The organism is Sphingomonas yunnanensis (assembly GCF_019898765.1).
Taxonomy (GTDB): Bacteria; Pseudomonadota; Alphaproteobacteria; order Sphingomonadales; family Sphingomonadaceae; genus Sphingomonas; species Sphingomonas yunnanensis.
Genome location: NZ_JAIOKB010000001.1, coordinates 1220348 through 1236406 on the forward strand (window position 1 = coordinate 1220348; position 16059 = coordinate 1236406).

General features: G+C 71.2%; 14 protein-coding genes. 6 read left to right on the forward strand and 8 right to left on the reverse strand.

Translation table 11 applies throughout. The features are described 5' to 3' along the window. Positions 1-41 precede the first annotated feature (41 nt). On the forward strand, positions 42-329 hold the full coding sequence (locus K7957_RS05925) for a hypothetical protein (protein ID WP_223010982.1): 288 nt from the start codon (positions 42-44) through the stop codon (positions 327-329). 95 nt (positions 330-424) lie between these two features. On the opposite strand, the gene K7957_RS05930 is transcribed toward K7957_RS05925, so the two are convergent. The 3 genes from K7957_RS05930 to K7957_RS05940 all read right to left on the reverse strand — a co-directional run bounded on the left by K7957_RS05930 (position 425) and on the right by K7957_RS05940 (position 4343). After that, positions 425-1372, reverse strand: coding sequence for a cation diffusion facilitator family transporter (locus K7957_RS05930; RefSeq protein ID WP_223010983.1), 948 nt, complete (start codon positions 1370-1372; stop codon positions 425-427). Between the two features lie 253 nt (positions 1373-1625). Beyond that, positions 1626-3281 (reverse strand): DNA repair protein RecN, encoded by a 1656-nt coding sequence (gene recN / locus K7957_RS05935; RefSeq protein ID WP_223010984.1) that lies wholly within the window; start codon positions 3279-3281, stop codon positions 1626-1628. 63 nt (positions 3282-3344) lie between these two features. Continuing rightward, positions 3345-4343, reverse strand: a complete 999-nt coding sequence (locus tag K7957_RS05940) for an outer membrane protein assembly factor BamD (RefSeq protein ID WP_223010985.1) — start codon at positions 4341-4343, stop codon at positions 3345-3347. Positions 4344-4459: 116 nt separating this feature from the next. Between K7957_RS05940 and K7957_RS05945 the strand changes: the two genes are divergently transcribed. The 4 genes from K7957_RS05945 (at position 4460) to K7957_RS05960 (ending at position 9703) form a co-directional block, all read left to right on the forward strand. Beyond that, positions 4460-5284, forward strand: coding sequence for a class I mannose-6-phosphate isomerase (locus K7957_RS05945; protein ID WP_223010986.1), 825 nt, complete (start codon positions 4460-4462; stop codon positions 5282-5284). Between the two features lie 141 nt (positions 5285-5425). Beyond that, positions 5426-6106: a PAS domain S-box protein gene (locus tag K7957_RS05950; RefSeq protein WP_223010987.1), complete on the forward strand. Its 681-nt coding sequence runs from the start codon at positions 5426-5428 to the stop codon at positions 6104-6106. A 163-nt stretch (positions 6107-6269) separates the two neighbouring features. After that, a complete protein-coding gene (locus tag K7957_RS05955) occupies positions 6270-8534 on the forward strand; it encodes an SPOR domain-containing protein (protein WP_223010988.1) in 2265 nt (754 codons plus the stop codon). Next, positions 8531-9703 (forward strand): deoxyguanosinetriphosphate triphosphohydrolase, encoded by a 1173-nt coding sequence (locus K7957_RS05960; RefSeq protein ID WP_223010989.1) that lies wholly within the window; start codon positions 8531-8533, stop codon positions 9701-9703. Before K7957_RS05955 ends, K7957_RS05960 begins: the two co-directional genes overlap by 4 nt. Positions 9704-9752: 49 nt before the next feature. Here K7957_RS05960 and K7957_RS05965 read toward each other — a convergent pair whose 3' ends face one another. The 4 genes from K7957_RS05965 to K7957_RS05980 form a co-directional block, all read right to left on the reverse strand. After that, entirely contained in the window at positions 9753-12080 is a 2328-nt protein-coding gene (locus K7957_RS05965) for a GumC family protein (RefSeq protein ID WP_223010990.1), read from the reverse strand. A 19-nt stretch (positions 12081-12099) separates the two neighbouring features. After that, positions 12100-12825 carry a LuxR C-terminal-related transcriptional regulator gene (locus K7957_RS05970; RefSeq protein WP_223010991.1) on the reverse strand — a complete coding sequence of 242 codons (726 nt, stop codon included), beginning with the start codon at positions 12823-12825 and terminating at the stop codon, positions 12100-12102. 307 nt (positions 12826-13132) lie between these two features. Beyond that, positions 13133-13390 carry a hypothetical protein gene (locus K7957_RS05975; RefSeq protein WP_223010992.1) on the reverse strand — a complete coding sequence of 86 codons (258 nt, stop codon included), beginning with the start codon at positions 13388-13390 and terminating at the stop codon, positions 13133-13135. Between the two features lie 223 nt (positions 13391-13613). Further along, positions 13614-13916: a hypothetical protein gene (locus K7957_RS05980; RefSeq protein ID WP_223010993.1), complete on the reverse strand. Its 303-nt coding sequence runs from the start codon at positions 13914-13916 to the stop codon at positions 13614-13616. 2 nt (positions 13917-13918) lie between these two features. Between K7957_RS05980 and K7957_RS05985 the strand changes: the two genes are divergently transcribed. Continuing rightward, a complete protein-coding gene (locus tag K7957_RS05985; protein ID WP_223010994.1) occupies positions 13919-14308 on the forward strand; it encodes a hypothetical protein in 390 nt (129 codons plus the stop codon). Positions 14309-14742: 434 nt separating this feature from the next. On the opposite strand, the gene K7957_RS05990 is transcribed toward K7957_RS05985, so the two are convergent. Beyond that, positions 14743-16023 carry an efflux RND transporter permease subunit gene (locus K7957_RS05990; protein ID WP_246616658.1) on the reverse strand — a complete coding sequence of 427 codons (1281 nt, stop codon included), beginning with the start codon at positions 16021-16023 and terminating at the stop codon, positions 14743-14745. Positions 16024-16059 lie beyond the last annotated feature (36 nt).

The following is a 16059-nucleotide window of genomic DNA, read 5'->3' on the forward strand; positions in this document are numbered from 1 at the left end:
GCATCAATCGGGCACTCGCCCCCCAGCTTGGAGCAACGTTCATGCGCACTGCCACGATCCTCGTCGCCGCCGCCGCCACGCTGACCGCCGCCGCTGCCACCGCCGCTCCGGCCGAGCGCAGCTTCACCCGCGACGGCCACACCTATGTGTACACCACCAGCGCGCTCGACTCGGCGCGCACCGTGATCGAGGGCCACGAGGTCGGTCGCGGCGGGCGCTTCCGCCTCGTCGTCAACGGCGACCGTGTCTCGGGCCAGGCGAACGGCGTGCCCGTCTCGTTCCGCGCCGCGCAGCCGCTGTCGACGACCATCGTCGGCGCCGCCAACTGAGGGGCGCGCCGCTCGCCTCTCCGGCATGAGCGGCCTGTGATCTGTTGAACTCAGAACCGGTGCGGCGCGCTCTCCCCTGAGCGCGCCGCTCTCGTTCACACCGTCCGGTCGTCTGCCAGCCCGCAGGGCGCGCCGATCTCCACCTGCAGCGTCGCGTGTCCGATGCCGAAGCGCGCGTGCAGCATCTCCTGCGCGGAATGAAGGAAGCCGTCGCCCGGGTGGCCGCCCGGCATGCAGAGATGCGCGGTCAGGCTCGGCTCCGTCGTCGACATCGGCCAGATATGCAGGTCGTGGATCGCGGCCACGCCCGGCAGCCCGGCGAGCGCGGCGCTGACACCGTCATAGTCGATCCCGCGCGGCACCGCCGCCAGCGCCATCTCCACGGTCTCGCGCAGCAGCCCCCAGGTCTGCCAGAAGATCACCGCGGCGATGACGAGGCTCACCGCCGGGTCGATCCACCCGAAGCCCGTGAGATAGAGCGCGATCCCCGCTGCGACCACGCCCGCCGAGACGACCGCGTCGGCGAGCATGTGGAGATAGGCGCCGCGGATGTTGACGTCGCCCTCGCGGCCGCGCGCGAACAGCCAGGCGGTGACCGCGTTGACCGCGATCCCGGCGCCCGCGACGAGCGAGACGGTCAGCCCCGGCACCGGCTGCGGCGCGCCGAAGCGGTGCACCGCCTCCAGCGCGATCGCGCCGATCGCCACCAGCAGCAGCAGCGCGTTGGCGAGCGCGGCGAGGATGGTCGAGCCCTTCAACCCGTAGGTGAAGCGCTTCGACGGTGCCGCCCGCGCCAACGTCGCGCCGCCCCAGGCCACCGCGAGGCCCAGCACGTCGGAGAGATTGTGCCCGGCATCGGCGAGCAGGGCCATCGACCCGAGGATCAGCCCCGCGCCTCCCTCCGCGACGACATAGGCGAGGTTGAGCCCGATGCCGACCGCGAAGGCCCGGTCCCAGCGCTCGGGCGGGGCATGGTGATGGTGGCCGTGCGACCCGTGATCGTGGTGGTGATGCGCGTGCGCGTGGTGGTGACCGTGGCCCATGCGGGGCGTCTACCATCACGGGGGCGGCGCGCGCCAGCGGCGCAGTGACGCTCTGGGTCGAGGTGGAGATCGGAGTGACCGAAGATGGCAAGCGATCAGATCCTCCCCGCCCGCGGGGGGGTGGGGACCGCTGGCGAAGCGGGTGTGGAGGGGGCTCTCCAAGCAGTGCAGCGTCTGCGGAAAGCCCCCTCCACCACCGCGCTGCGCGCGGCGGTCCCCTCCCCGTGCCGGGGAGGATTTTGCTACTCCCCCCTCACGCCGTCTCGAGCAGCCGCTCCGCCTGGGCACGCGCCTCGTCGGTGACGGTCGCGCCCGACAGCATGCGCGCGATCTCCTCGCGGCGCTCGGCCGCGTCGAGCGGGCGCACGCCCGTGCGGGTCACCACCCCGTCGCTCGACTTGGCGATCAGCCAATGCGTCGCGCCGCGCGCCGCCACCTGCGGGCTGTGCGTCACCACCAGCAGCTGCGTCGCCTGCGCCAGCCGCGCCAACCGCTCGCCGATCGCGCTCGCCACCGCGCCGCCGACGCCGCGATCGATCTCGTCGAAGATCATCGTGCTCGCGCCGCCCTCCTGCGCCAGCGCCACCTTGAGCGCCAGGATGAAGCGCGACAGCTCGCCGCCCGAGGCGATCTTGGCGAGCGCCGCGAAGGGGGCGCCCGGGTTTGTCGCGATCTCGAACTCGACCCGGTCACGCCCGGCCGCCGACCAGTCACTCTCCGCGAGCGGCGCGACCACGGTGCGGAAGCGCGCGGCGTCGAGTTTCAGCGGCGCCAGCTCGTCCGCCACCGCGGCGTCGAGCCGCGTCGCCGCCGCGGTGCGCGTCGCGGTCAGCTCGGCGGCGGCGGCCTCGTAGCGCCCCCGCGCCGACGTCACCGCCCGCTCCAGGCCGGTCAGCCCTTCCTCCCCGGCGTTGAGCCGCTCGAGCTGCGCGGCCAGGTCGCCCGCCAGCGCGGCGAGCTCGTCGGGCTGGACGCGATGCTTGCGCGCCATCGCGCGCAGCTCGAACAGCCGCGCCTCGTCGTCCTCGAGCCGGCGCGGGTCGTACAGCAGCGCCGCGGCGGCCTCGCGCAGCCGCTCCTCGGCGGCACTGCCCTCGATCAGCGCGCGATCCACCGCCGCCAGCGCGTCGGCGAGCGCGGGATGGTCCTCGGCGATGCGCTCCAGCACGCGCGCGGCCTGGCGCAGATGAGTCAGCGCGCCGTCGCCGCCGTCGAGATGATCGGTCACCGCGCCCAGGTCGTCCGCGACCTTCTCGGCGCGCTGCATCGAGCGGCGGCGCTCGGCCAGCGTCTCCTCCTCGCCCGGCTCGGGCGCGAGCGCGACGAGTTCGGCGACCGAATGTTCGAGCCACTCGCGGTCTCGCTGCGCCGCGGCGATGCCGTCGCGGGCCTCTGCCAGCGCGCGCTCGGCGGTGCGCCACGTCGCATGCGCCTCGGCCACCGCGCGCGTGTTGCCGCGGGCGTAGGCGTCGAGCAGGGCGCGATGACCCGCCGCGGCGAGAAGGCCGCGATCGTCGTGCTGACCGTGGATCTCGACCAGCAGTGCGCCGAGCTCGCGCAGCAGCGCCGCCGACGCGGGCTGGTCGTTGACGAAGGCCCGGCTGCCGCCGTCCGCCTTGACGATGCGGCGGATGATCAGCGGCTCGCCGGGTTCGAGTTCCAGGCCATTGTCGGCGAGCAGCGCCGCCGCCGCGGGCGGCGCGTCGAAGCTGGCGGTCACCACCGCCTGGGTCGCGCCGCTGCGCACCAGCCCGCTCTCGCCGCGGCGGCCGAGCGCCAGCCCGAGCGCGTCGAGCAGGATCGACTTGCCCGCGCCGGTCTCGCCGGTGAGCACGCCGAGGCCCGCGCCGAACTCCAGCTCGAGCGCCTCGATCAGCACGACGTCACGGATGGATAGCGCGGTCAGCATCGGCCTGCGCTCCTTAGCGGCGAAACGTGCGCCTGTTTACCCCTTCTGTTCCGCAACGACCGCTTATTGCGGACCGCTCGGCGTGGTCGCGGGCGTGTCGGTGACCGCGCCGGGGGCGGTGCTGCCCGAGGGATTGTCGCCGCCGGTAGTGGTCGGCGTCGTCGGCGCGGGCGCCTCCGCACGGGGCGGCGCGGCGGTCGCCTCGCCGGGCACGCTGGGTCGAGTCGCCACCGGCACGACCAGCTCGCCCGGCGCGAGCGGGGTCAGCGGCTTGGCCGGATATTCCCGCATCAGCTTGTAGGCGCGCTGATACCATTCGCTGCCGGGGTAATTGGCGCCGAGCACCGCGGCGGCCTTCTCCGCTTCCGGGCGGACGCCGAGCGCGAGATAGGTCTCGGTAAGCCGCATCAGCGCCTCGGGCGCGTGAGTGGTGGTCTGATATTCGTCGACGACGCGACGGAAGCGCAGCGTGGCGGAGAGCCACTGCCGGCGCCGCTCGTAGAAGCGGCCGATCTCCATCTCCTTGCCGGCGAGATGGTCGCGCACCAGGTCGATCTTGAGCCGCGCGTCGGCGGCGTAGCGCGTGTTGGGATAGCGCCGCGTCAGCTCACCCAGCGCGTCCTGCGCCTGCGAGGTGATCTTCTGGTCGCGCGTGACGTCGTTGATCTGCTCGTAATAGCTCATCGCGACGAGGTAATAAGCGTAGGGCGCGTCGCGGTTGCCGGGATGGACCGAGAGGAAGCGCTGCGCGCCCTGGATCGCCTGGGTGTAGTCGCGGTTGAGATAGTAACTGAACGCGCCCATCAGCTGCGCGCGCCGCGCCCACACGGAGTAAGGATGCTGGCGCTCGACCTCGTCGAACAGCGCCGCGGCCTCCTTGTACCGCCCCTGGTCGAGCCGCTGCTTCGCGGCCGAGTAGAGCGTGCCCACGTCGCGTGCGACATAGGGCAGATCGGCCCGGTTGGATTTGCCCGCGCATCCCGCGACCGGGAGCGCCAGCGCGGCGACGAGCCCGAGCGCGAGCGGCCGGACGGAGGGGGAGCGGAAAAGGGGGGTACGCATCGACCCGGCTCTTAGCTTAAGGAGGTCGCGACGAACAACGGCTTTCACGCGGACGCAACGCGCCGCGCGCACGGCACGTTCTCGCCGCTCGATCTGCTCGCACCCAAGGAGTCCGCATGCCCGCCACCCTGCTCGCCACCAAGCGCGTCGAGAAACCCTGGGGCCGGCATCACCTGTTCCCCGGCTTCCCCGATCCCGCACCCGATGCCGAGCCGATCGGCGAGATCTGGTTCCAGTCGCCCCATCCGGAACAGTCGGAGCTGCTGATCAAGTATCTCTTCACCAGCGAGAAACTGTCGGTGCAGGACCATCCCTCCGACGAGGAGGCGCAGAAGCGCGGCCTGCCGCGCGGCAAGGACGAGTGCTGGACCATCCTCGCCGCCGAACCCGACTCGACGATCGCGCTCGGCCCGCTCCAGCCGATCACGCGCGAGGAGCTGCGCGCCAGCGCCGAGGACGGCAGCCTCGAGCACAAGCTCGACTGGAAGCCGGTGAAGGCGGGGGACTTCTTCTACTCGCACTCGGGCGTGATCCACGCGATCGGCGCCGGGCTGACGCTGATCGAGGTGCAGCAGAACTCCGACACCACCTATCGCCTGTTCGATTACGGTCGGCCGCGCGAGCTGCACCTCGACGACGGCGTCGCGGTCGCCGACCTCGAGCCCTATGTCGATTATCCCTCCCCCGGCGAGGTCGCGCCCGGGCGCACCATCCTCGTCGAGGGACCCAAGTTCGTGCTGGAGCGCTGGACCGGCGGCGCGCGCGAGATCGCGCTGCCCGAGGGGGCGACCGGCTGGCTCGTCCCGATCCGCGGCGAGGGCGTGGTCGCCGGCGTCGAGTGGAAGGCCGGCGAGTGCGTCACCGTCACGGGGTATGAGCAGCTGCACGCGTCGAACGACGCCGACCTGCTCTTCGCCTACCCCGGACAGCGGCGGCTGTGAGGACGCCGCGGGAGCGCCGCTAACATAGGCTAAGCTCCTGAATTTGATCCATAGTAAATCTTCTTCGCTCCATTCCCGCATCATTCATGTTAGCGATGTGCATCAGCCCGCGACCGCGGCACGAACACGGGGATGGACGCGATGGATCGCGCGGCGTCGCGTAGCCTGATGAGTTGTCTCGTCGACGAGCACATGCGAGTCGTCGACGCCGACGACGATTATGTCGCGATGCTGGGTTTCGGGCGTGACATGCTCGTCGGTCGCAGCGTCCTCGAGTTCACCCACCAGGACGATCGCACCATCAATCGCCAGCGCTCGGACGCGCTGCTCGCCGGCGGCGACCCTTATGCGATCACCAAGAGGTACATCGCTGCTGACGGTAGCGCTATCTGGGTGACCAACCACGTCAGCCTGTTCCATACCGGTACCAAGCTGCGCCAGCTCGCCACGGTCGAGGTGCTGGAGGCCCCGCGGATCGAGGACCAGCGCCGGCTCCTCCGCGTCGCGGCCGAGCGGATCCTCGCCAAGCGGCGGCTGCGCTCGCATTTTTTCCAGGGCGAGATGTTCGGCGAGCCCGCCTTCGACCTGCTGCTCGACCTGTTCGTCCAGGAATTGGCGAACCGCCAGACCTATACTACCAGCGCGGCGGTCGCGTCCGGAGCGCCGCTCACCACCGCGCTGCGCCAGATCACGATGCTGGTCGAGCGCGGGCTGGTGTGCCGCGATGCCGATCCCGTCGATCGCCGCCGCGTGCTGCTGCGGCTCACGAGCGAGGGTAGCAAGCAGATGTGGGACTATCTCGCCGCGGCCGAGAAGATCTGAGCGTCGCGTCCGGCTCGGCTCGTCGCCGGGCCGGCGCGCTTTATCGCAGCACCGCTGACGGCGTCATTGCCGGTTCAGCCGCCACCCGGTCTAGACGGCGCCCCGGCCCGGCGACGGGCCTCAGCCAGTCCGCACGCCGCATCGCGGGCGGGGAGAAGTTCGCATGACCGACGTCCCTCGCCCGCGACCGGGACGCACGCTCGCCATCGCCCTTGCGCCGCTGGCGCTCGCCGTCGCGCTCGCCGCCGCGCCCGTGACGGCGGCGCGCGCGCAGGCGATCATGCCTGCTGCCAACCCGGAGGCCGACCGGCTCGCGGAGCTGGTGCGCCGCATCGGCGCCTCACCGCGCGACCTCTCCGCGCTGGTCGAGGCCGGCGAGCTGTCGTTCAGGCTGGGTGACGCCACCGCGGCCGCGGCGCTGTACAAGCGCGCCGAGGCGATCGATCCGCGCAACGCGCGCGTGAAGGGCGGCATCGCGCGGATCCTGGTCAACGGCGAGCGGCCCGGCGAGGCGCTGCGCTATTTCGACGAGGCGCAGCGTTACGGCGCGGTGATGGCGCGCTACGCGGACGATCGCGGACTCGCCTATGACCTGATCGGCGAGCAGGAGCGCGCCCAGCGCGACTATCGGCTGGCGCTCGCTCAAGGCGGCGCGCAGGGCGACGAGCTCGACGAGCTGCGCCGCCGTTACGCGCTGTCGCTCGGCATCTCGGGACGGCAGCAGGAGGCATTGGCCGAGATCGACGCGCTGCTGCGTCGCTCTGATCGCGGCGCGTGGCGCGCGCGCGCCTTCATCCTGGCGATGGGGGGCGACGTCTCGGGCGCCAACCGCATCGCCACGGGGATGATGCCATCCGGCATGGCGCAGGGCCTCGCCGCTTTCTTCCAGCGGTTGCCAACCCTGAACGCCGCCGACCGCGCCTTCGCGGTGCATTTCGGCGAGGTGGCGCCGACCCCGGCGCGGCTCGCTGATGCGCGCGTGGTCCCGGTGCTGCCCGTGCTCGGCGCCGACCCGAACGCGCCGCGCCGCGTCGAGGTCGCCGCCGTTATGCCGACGGCGGTAGCAGAGAAGCCGCTGTCGCGCGGCGAGCAGCGCCGTCGACTCAAGGAGGCGGAGCGCCAGCGCCAGCTCGCCGCGCGCGCCACGCCCGCCGGTCGGCAGATCGCCGCGCGGCCCGTCGTCGCCACGATGCCGGCGCCGACGCCACCTCGGCAGGTCGCCGCCGCGACGCTGCCGACGCTGCCAACGCCCGAGACAGCGAGCACGACTCAGCTGGCCTCGGCCGCGCCCGCCAGCATGGCGAGCGCGCCGACGACGTCCCCGCTAGCGAGGCCGCTCAGCACCGCCAGCGTCGCGCCCTCGATCACCCGTACGCCCCCAGCCGCAATGTCGAGCGCGGCCGCGACGCCGACGACGGCACCGACGCCGAGCGCCTCGACCTCGTCCGCCGGCGTGCAGGTCGCCACGGCCGCGCCGACGCACGCGCGGCCGGCGGCCGCCGCGGCACCCGCCGCCGCGCCCTCGCCCACGCCCGCGTTAGCCGCCGCGCGGCCGGCGCCCCCGCGGCTGGGCGAGGACTCGATCCTGGCGCGCATCGTCGCGGGCATCTCGGTGCCCGGTGCCGAGCTCGGCGTGGCGCCGATGCCGGGCACCCAGCGGGTCGTCGCGGTCGTTGCCCCGCCCGCCCCCGCCTCCACCACCGTCAGCGCCTCGCTCGACGAGGCGGCGCAGGCGGCCGAGCGCAACGCCGCCGCGGACGAGCAGAAGAGTCAGCGGCTCGCCGCGGCGAAGCGGGTGACCACGCGCGAGGTCGCCGCCGAGGACCCCGCCGAGCCCGCGCGCGCGCGCGGTCGACAGCTCGCCGCCGCCGACAAGCGAAAGGCGCGGGCCGTCGAGGAGGAAGAGGCCCCCGTCACCAGGAAGGGCACGCGCGGCCGCGTGGAGGAGGAGGAAGCACCCGTCGCCAGGAAGGGTGCCCGCGGCCGCGTCGCGGTCGACGACGAACCGTCGGTCAAGGGCAAGGCCGCCAAGAAGGGGGCGAGCGACAGGAAATTGCCCATCACGAAGAATGGCGAGGAGGACGCCTCCGCCGCCAAAGCGGGCAAGACCGGCGCCAAGGCCGCCACCAGAAGCGCCCCCAAGGTCGAGCGCGAGGAGCCGGCGCGGATCTGGGTCCAGGTCGCCGGCGGCGCCAACCCCGGCGATCTCGGCAAGGCGTGGAAGACGGCGCAGGGCAAGGCCCCGGCGCTGGCGGGCAAGCGCGCCTATACGGCGCCGCTGCGCGCCACCCACCGCGTCGTCACCGGCCCCTTCAAGACCCAGGCCGAGGCACGCGCGATGGTCAACACGCTGGCCAAGCAGGGGCTCTCCGCCTTCACCTTCACCAGCGAGGCGGGCCAGAAGGTATCCCGGCTCGACGACCAGTGAGCGACTCCCCTCACCGCGCGCCCTGGGCGTCCGACCCGGCGCGCAGCCGCGGCCGGCTTCACCGCGAGGACTCGGGCGACCGCGGGCCGCGCGACGCCTTCCAGCGCGACCGCGACCGCATCATCCACTCGATCAGCTTCCGCCGGCTGCGCCACAAGACTCAGGTCTTCCTCGCGCCCGACGGCGACCATTTCCGTGTGCGGCTGACTCACAGCCTGGAGGTGGCGCAGATCGGCCGCACGATCGCCCGCACGCTCGGGCTCAACGAGGACCTCACCGAGGCACTGTGCCTCGCGCACGACATCGGCCACCCGCCGTTCGGCCACGCCGGCGAGGACGCGCTACGCGCGGCGACGCACGCGCACGGCGGCTTCGACCATAACGGCCACACGCTGCGGACGCTGATGCGGATCGAGCGCCCCTATCCGCGCTGGCCCGGTCTCAATCTGACGTGGGAGACACTGGAGGGGCTGGCCAAGCACAACGGCCCGGTGCGCCGCCCGGGCTGGGCGCTGGCCGAGGCGGACGCCGAGGCTGCCCTCGCGCTCGACACGCACGCCTCGCTCGAGGCGCAGGTCGCCGCGCTGGCCGACGACATCGCCTATGACAATCACGACATCGACGACGGGCTGCGCGCCGGGCTGCTGACGCTCGACCAGATCATGGCGGTGCCGCTGGTCGCCGAGGGGTGGGACCGGGTCGCCGCGCGCTTCGCGGACGTGCCCCGCGCGCGCCTCGCCGGCGAGCTGATCCGCAGCCAGATCGGCGCGATGGTCAACGATCTCATCGCTGAGTCGCGGCGCCGCATCGACGCCGCTGGCGTGACGAACGTGGAGGAGGTACGCGCCGCGGGGCAGCCGCTCATCGCTTTCTCGCCGGCGATGGCGACCGCCGAGCGCGCGCTGAAGCGTTTCATGTACGCCAACCTCTACCATCACCCACGCCAGCTCGCCGCGGCCGGAGCGGCGGCGCAGGTGGTGGCAGGCCTGTTCGCCGCATATCGCGACGAGCCGGCGCGGCTGCCGGAGGAATGGCGTGCCCGGCTGCCCGAGGACGAGCCCGGGCTCACCCGCCACATCGCGGACTTCATCGCCGGCATGACCGATCGCTACGCGATCGCGCGCTACCGCGAGGTGGTCGGCGCGATCGACCTGCCCGAAGGCTTCTGAGCCGGGCCGGTCCCAGGTTGAGGCAGCCCTCTCCTCCCTGGCCGCGAGATCAGTTCAGATGCAGCGTCGTCGCCGCGCTGGCCGCGATCCGGCGTGCGCCGCCGCTCACGCGACGCCAGCCGCGCCGCGGCATGGCGCGGTCGTAGTAGCTCGACGAGCGAGCGACATGGTGGATCATGTCGCCGTAGCGCCGACCGGCGTGCGCGGCGATATCGACCATGTTGATCACCGCGCCGGTGATCGAGCGGCCGAACACCTGCACCGCGACCCGCGCCGCTTCGGGATCGGTCTTGCCCCAGCGCAGCACCAGCAACGTCGAGTCCGCCACGTCGGCGAGCATCTTGGCGTCGCGCACCGGCAGGATCGGCGGGGCGTTGAGGATCACCAGGCTGTAATGCTCGCGCAGCTGCGCGATCAGGCGCGGCAGTCGCGGCGAGCTCAGCAGCGCGCCGGGGTCGAGCGGCGCCTGTCCCGCGCCGAGCGAGGCGAACGGCTGCCCCTCGTGCGAGACGCTGAGCTGGTCGAACGAGGCGTCGCCCGCGAGATAGGCGACCACGCCGGTCTGCGGCACCTCGCCCGGCGCGGCGCTGCCGAGCGCGAGCTCGGGACGGCGCAGGTCGAAGTCGACCACCACCACACGCTGGTCGACGCGCGTCGCGGTGGCGGCGAGGCTCTTGGCGATCGTGTTCTTGCCCTCCGCCTCCAGCGGCGAGGTGATCACCACCACGTGCGACTGGCTGGTGCGGCGCCCCTCCAGCTCGATCAGCAGGTTGCGCATCGCCTCGGCGAAGCGCGAGCGCGGCCGCTGGTTGACGAGATCGTGGCTCGCCGCGCCCGAACCATCCTCCAGCCGCGTGTCCGGCACCATCGCCAGCGTGCGCACGCCGAGCAGCCGCTCGACCTGCTCGGCGGTGCGCAGCTTGATGTCCATCATCTCGACCACCAGCGCCAGCACCGCGCCGAGCGCCGCCGAGGCGAGCAGCGCGATGCCGAGCGCCTGCTTGGGCAAGGGCGAGCTCGGCGAGTCGGGGATCGGCGCGCGCGACACCACCGCGATGTCGGCCTTGGTCTGCGGGTCGAGGCTGAGCTTGCCGTTGAGCAGTGCCGCGACCGAGCTGTACAGCGCGTTGGCGGTCTCCGCCCGGCGCTCCAGCTCGCGCAGCTGCACCGCGGCCGCGCCCTGCGCCAGCGCGGCACCGCGAATACCCGACGCGCTCGCCGCCATCGCCGCGGCACGCGCCTGGCTCGCCCCTGCCTGGGCGGCGAGGTCGGTACGGATGCGCGCGCTCTCCTGGTCGATCCGGGTGCGCAGCGCCGCGATCTCGGCGTTGACCTTGGCGACCTCGGGATAGCCCGGCCCGTAGAAGCCGGTGAGCTCGCTCTGGCGCCGCGCCAGCGTCGCCTCCTGCTCGCGCAGGCCGGCAAGCAGCGGCGAGGTGGCCGAGCCTCCCGCCTGCGCGCGGCGCGCCTCTGCGATACCGTCGGCGCGGGTCTGCCCGACCAGTCCGGCGAGCTGTGACGCGCTCGCCGCGGCGCCGAGCTCGGGTTGCGACACCAGCAGGCCGTGCGACGTGCGGAAGGCCGCGGCCGCGCGGTCCGCCGCGACCGCCGCGTCGCGCGACTGCGCCAACCGCGCGCTGAGATCGTCGATCGTCGCGACTCGCGAGTCGGTCGACTCGGCCATCTGCGACTTGATGTACGTGTCCGCGACGCGGTTGGCGATCAGCGCCGCCTTGCGCGGATCGGGGGAGGAGGCGGTGATGTTGATCATGCTCGATCGCGCCACGCGGCTGACGTCGAGGCGCTCGATCAGCCGATCGACCACCGCCTCGTTGCGCGCGCGCTCGATCGCCTGCGGCGTGGTCGCCGCGGTGACGGCCGGTGGGTTGAGCCAGCCGAGCAGCCGGTCGAGCAGGCCCGGCCGCGCGTCGCGCGGCGGCGCGAACTCGGGATCACCCGCGAGGCGCAGCGTCGCCGCGACCTCGCGCGCCAGGTTGCGCGACTGGAGCAGCTCGACCTTGGTCTCGATCGCGGTCTCCTGGCTGGGACTCACGATCGCGGTCGGCAACGCGGCGACGTTGGTGCTGGCGTCGTCCGGCTTGACGATGATGGTCGCGGTCGCGCTGTACACCGGCGTGGTCCGCAGCACGACGAACAGCGCCGCCGCGACGCCGAGCAGCACCACCAGCGCGATCAGCGCGGCGCGCCGGTAGAGGATGCGCACCACGGAGGCGAGATTGAGATAGCCCGATCGAGTGCCAGGATGCGCCGAGCGCGGGTCCGCCCCGTCGCGCTCGCTCCAACCCCTCCCACCGGGATCGATCTCGCCGTGACGCATGACCGCCGGCGACGCGCCGGGCGTGCTGAGTTCGCGCATCGGAGCCCCCTTCGGCTGCTTAGAGCCGTATCTCGTGTGTCGGCGCGCGATCGCGCGTCCGCGGTTCGGCCGCCGCGGCGACGCGCGACGACACGTTGCCGTCGCTCGGCTGGGCCAGCCCGCGGCTCAGCGCCCAGACCGCGGCCTGGGTGCGGTTGAGCACGTGCAGCTTGCGCAGGATCGACTTGACGTGGACCTTGACGGTCGCCTCGGTGATCGAGAGCCGGCGCGAGATCACCTTATTGGGTTCGCCCTGGATGAGGCCCTGCAGGATCTCGAGCTCGCGCTCGGACACGTTGACGTCACCCAGGTCGATCTCGGGCTCCGCCGTGCCGGCCTCGAGCCGCAGCGAGGCGAGCTCGTTGACGACCTGCGACGGCACCAGCTTCTCGCCGAGCACGATCAGCTTGAGCATCTCGGTCAATCCCGCGACCGAGGTCTCGATGCTGAGATAGCCGTCCGCTCCCGCCTGGATCGCCTCCGCGACTGCCGCGCTCTCGCACGCGCGCGCCATCACGGCGAGACGGACCTGCGGCCAGCGCGCCCGGGCGTCACGACACATGGCGGTCGCCTCGCCCGGCGGCGCGCGCAGCAGGACGAGGTCCGGCACGGCGGCATCGCATGCTGCCGCGCAGCTGCGTGCCACCGCGATCACGTCGAACCGCTCTCCCCCGAGCAGTCGCCGCAGTCCCTCGCCCTCGATCTCATTCGGCGATACGATCAACAGGCCGATACGTCCGCTCATCTGCTCCCCCTATGAGCCGATCGTCCGGTGTCTCCCGCACCGCCCCCACGATCGTTGTATGTACTGTCGCGCCCTGTTCGACGTGATATAATTTGATCATTGCCAAGTGAATGGTGGCAAAGTTACAATTGACCCAAATCAGGACAGGCGGAGTAATCCAAGCGCCGCGCTGTAAGCGATACCAATTCTTGTTTGGCGATCGCGCAGATCAGCATTCGACTGCGCGCGCCTCTGCCTAAACATTGTAGCTTACTACTTTGATGAGAGCCGTACTCCGAAAGTAGTAGAGCAACGAATGAAGGTAAGGCTAGTGCAGCGCGCGTACCCCGCTGCCGGACGAGTCCGGCAAGCGCGAAACGGCTTGGCCGCGCAACAGCGACCGCCCCGACTGCGCGAGGCGGCAGATGAACCAGCATCTCGCATGGAACAGCGTGGCGAACGCGAGTCCCTCGTCACCGGCGAGATAGCCGAACGCCTCGACGATCACCCATCGCGCCGCGCGCCGGTCCGGCACCGACTCGCGCCGCATGATCGCGATCGTCCACTCGCCCGCCCGAACGACCATCGTCCGGGGTGCTCCCCGCGCCGCGCCGCGAGACGGATCGAAGCGGATGATCACCTGCCTACTCCCGCATCGCGCGGCGCGACCACCGAGGCGGCGGACAGGACCGCGTCGACGAGTCGCCGCCGCGGACATGGCTCGATTCGTCGTAGCTGGGCTGGTGCGCGCATGTCCCGTAGCGATCGAGTAAGAGGAACGCGCAAGCTGCGCCGCGCGTCGACGAGCGTCAACGGCTACGAGCGGTTAACCCTTTGGGACGCGCGCCAGCGTCAGGCGAGGACGCCGCGAACTCCTCGAGCGAGTAGGGCTCGCGCAACAGGGCGAAGCCATGGTCCTTGTCCGCGACGACCGCGTGGCTGTATCCGATCATCAACGTTACGGGCAGCGCGGGCCGGCGTGAGCGCACCCCGCGCGCCAGGTCGAGCCCGCTGATCCCCTGCATGATCACGTCGGTGAAGACGCGATCGATCTCGTCGTGCGCGCGATCGAGCAGCCCCAGTGCGGCCTCGCCGCGGGAAGCCGGAAGCACGGGTGCTGGACCGCCCGCGCGACCAGCTGATAGCGCCCCAGGTCGCGGCGGGAGCGATCCGGGCCTATGTCGACGAAAGCAACCGGCTCAACCATGTGCGCCGCGCGTCGCAGGGCGGGGACCGCGCCGAGCTGGCGAACATCGACACGGCGATCTCCGGCATCCTCGATCTGGCTGAGGAGGGTAAGGGCACGGAGGCGCTGCTCAACCGTCTCCCGGCGCTAGAGATGAAAGGAGATGCTGTCCGGACACGCCTCGCCGCGCTGCCGACCGACACGCCCGACGTTCGCCCGAACATCGCCGATATCTACCGGCGCAAGGTCGCGCGGCTTGCCGAGTCGCTGGATCAGCTGGAGGAACGCGACGAGGCCCCCGACGCCCGCGCGGCCTGATCGAGCGCGTGACGCTCCGGTTTGGCAAGCGACGCGGCGAGATGAAGCCGACGCCGCGCGGCGAATTTGGCGCGATCCTCGCCTGACTCGAAGCGCGGCACAGGTTGGAGAACGACAAAACGTCCGGAGCGGCGCTCACGAGCGTTTCGAGACGTGCTTCTGATCTTAGCTGACACTCGAATATGACTCGAATGTCGGCAGAGGTGGTTGCGGGGACAGGATCTGGCCGCTGCAGAACGCGCTTTCACTTGAACAAGACGAGGACCATTACGAGCACCGCTGATCGCACGTAATCGACGACATACCGATGCCTGTGCAGCTACAGCAAAATACGCCAAACAAGATGCAAGCAATAGAAGCCTTCTCCCAGCGAAGCCGCTATCCTCGCCCGATGTAGGTCGGGCGAGGAGGAAGCAAGCGGCGTCACGCTGCCGTCAGTGTGCGACGCATGCGCCGCTGCGCCGCGGCGGCCGGAGCGGCCGCCAGCCGATCAAGCTCAAGGCCGAGTGCCTTCCCTGACTGTAGGCGAGATGCACGAGGCCCTCGAGCGCATGGAAGTTGTCGCCGGTATGGAGCCAGCGGGCGAACCGATCGCGCATCGCGGCGCTGGCAAAGCGATGCCGATAGTGAGCACGTCGCGGTAGAGGCCGGGATAGCCCTCGCCCACCTCCTTGATGCGTGCGACCGAAGCATCGTAGTCGACATTCTCGTCGAGGCTGATCCAGAGTTCTGTGAAGTTGGGACCGACCACCTCGTCGGCCTGTTCCGCGCGGCCGATATGCGCGCCGAAAACTGCGGACGCCGGGGATCGCGCGCAGTTCCTTCGACGCGCGGATCGTGATCCGGTCCATCGCCTCGATCGACGTGCCCGGCCTCTCCACGAAGTGCATCAAGAAGTCGGCTTCGCGGAAGTCGGGCAGGAACTGGTCCTTGAACGTCGCATAGCCGAAACCGGCGAGCAGCAGCCCGCCCGCGACGATCCCGACCACCATCGCCGGCCGCGCGACTACGCGCGGCAGGAAGCGGACGTAGCGGCGCTTCATCGCCGCGACGAAGCGGGTGTCGCGTTCCGCCTTCAGCGGCGTGTTGGGGAGCAGGAGCAGGCACATCGCCGGCGTGACGGTCAGCGCGACCAGCAGCGACATGCCGATCGCCAGCACATAGGCGATGGCGAGGGGCTGGAAGAAGGTGCCGGCGACCCCGCCGAGGAAGAAGATCGGCACGAACACCAGCATCACGATCAGCGAGGCGAAGACGACCGCCGAGCGCACCTCCAGTGAGGCGGCCAGCACCACTGCGAACGCCGGCTTCGGATCGGCCGCCTCGTGGTTCAGACGCAGCCGGCGCGCGATGTTCTCGACGTCGATGATCGCATCGTCGACCACTTCGCCCAGCGCAATGACAAGACCGGCGATAATCATGACGTTGATCGTCGCGCCCGACCAGAGCAGCATCAGACCCGCGCCGAGCAGCGACAGCGGAATCGCGTCGAGGCTGATTGTCGCCTGCCGCCAGTCACGGGTGACCAGGAACAGCACCGCCGCCACCAGCGCGCAGCCGATCATCAGCGCGCGGGTGAGATTATCGATCGAGCGTTCGATGAAGGTAGCCGGCCGGAAGATGGTCGTGTCGACCTTCACGTCCTTGGGAGGCTTCGCGGTCTTCCCGCCGCAACCGGCAAGCAGCATCGGGATCAGGAGCATGGTCTGGCGCATCATGACCGCTTAGTCACCAAAGAATGGGCGCTACTG

Excerpts from the sequence above, each read along its gene's own strand:
- K7957_RS05970 (WP_223010991.1), bottom strand. The coding sequence starts at position 12,825 with ATGAGCGGACGTATCGGCCTGTTGATCGTATCGCCGAATGAGATCGAG.
- K7957_RS05990 (WP_246616658.1), bottom strand. The coding sequence starts at position 16,023 with ATGCGCCAGACCATGCTCCTGATCCCGATGCTGCTTGCCGGTTGCGGC.
- K7957_RS05925 (WP_223010982.1), top strand. The coding sequence starts at position 42 with ATGCGCACTGCCACGATCCTCGTCGCCGCCGCCGCCACGCTGACCGCC.
- K7957_RS05945 (WP_223010986.1), top strand. The coding sequence starts at position 4,460 with ATGCCCGCCACCCTGCTCGCCACCAAGCGCGTCGAGAAACCCTGGGGC.
- K7957_RS05930 (WP_223010983.1), bottom strand. The coding sequence starts at position 1,372 with ATGGGCCACGGTCACCACCACGCGCACGCGCATCACCACCACGATCAC.
- K7957_RS05965 (WP_223010990.1), bottom strand. The coding sequence starts at position 12,080 with ATGCGCGAACTCAGCACGCCCGGCGCGTCGCCGGCGGTCATGCGTCAC.
- K7957_RS05955 (WP_223010988.1), top strand. The coding sequence starts at position 6,270 with ATGACCGACGTCCCTCGCCCGCGACCGGGACGCACGCTCGCCATCGCC.
- K7957_RS05950 (WP_223010987.1), top strand. The coding sequence starts at position 5,426 with ATGGATCGCGCGGCGTCGCGTAGCCTGATGAGTTGTCTCGTCGACGAG.
- K7957_RS05975 (WP_223010992.1), bottom strand. The coding sequence starts at position 13,390 with ATGGTCGTTCGGGCGGGCGAGTGGACGATCGCGATCATGCGGCGCGAG.
- recN (WP_223010984.1), bottom strand. The coding sequence starts at position 3,281 with ATGCTGACCGCGCTATCCATCCGTGACGTCGTGCTGATCGAGGCGCTC.
- K7957_RS05940 (WP_223010985.1), bottom strand. The coding sequence starts at position 4,343 with ATGCGTACCCCCCTTTTCCGCTCCCCCTCCGTCCGGCCGCTCGCGCTC.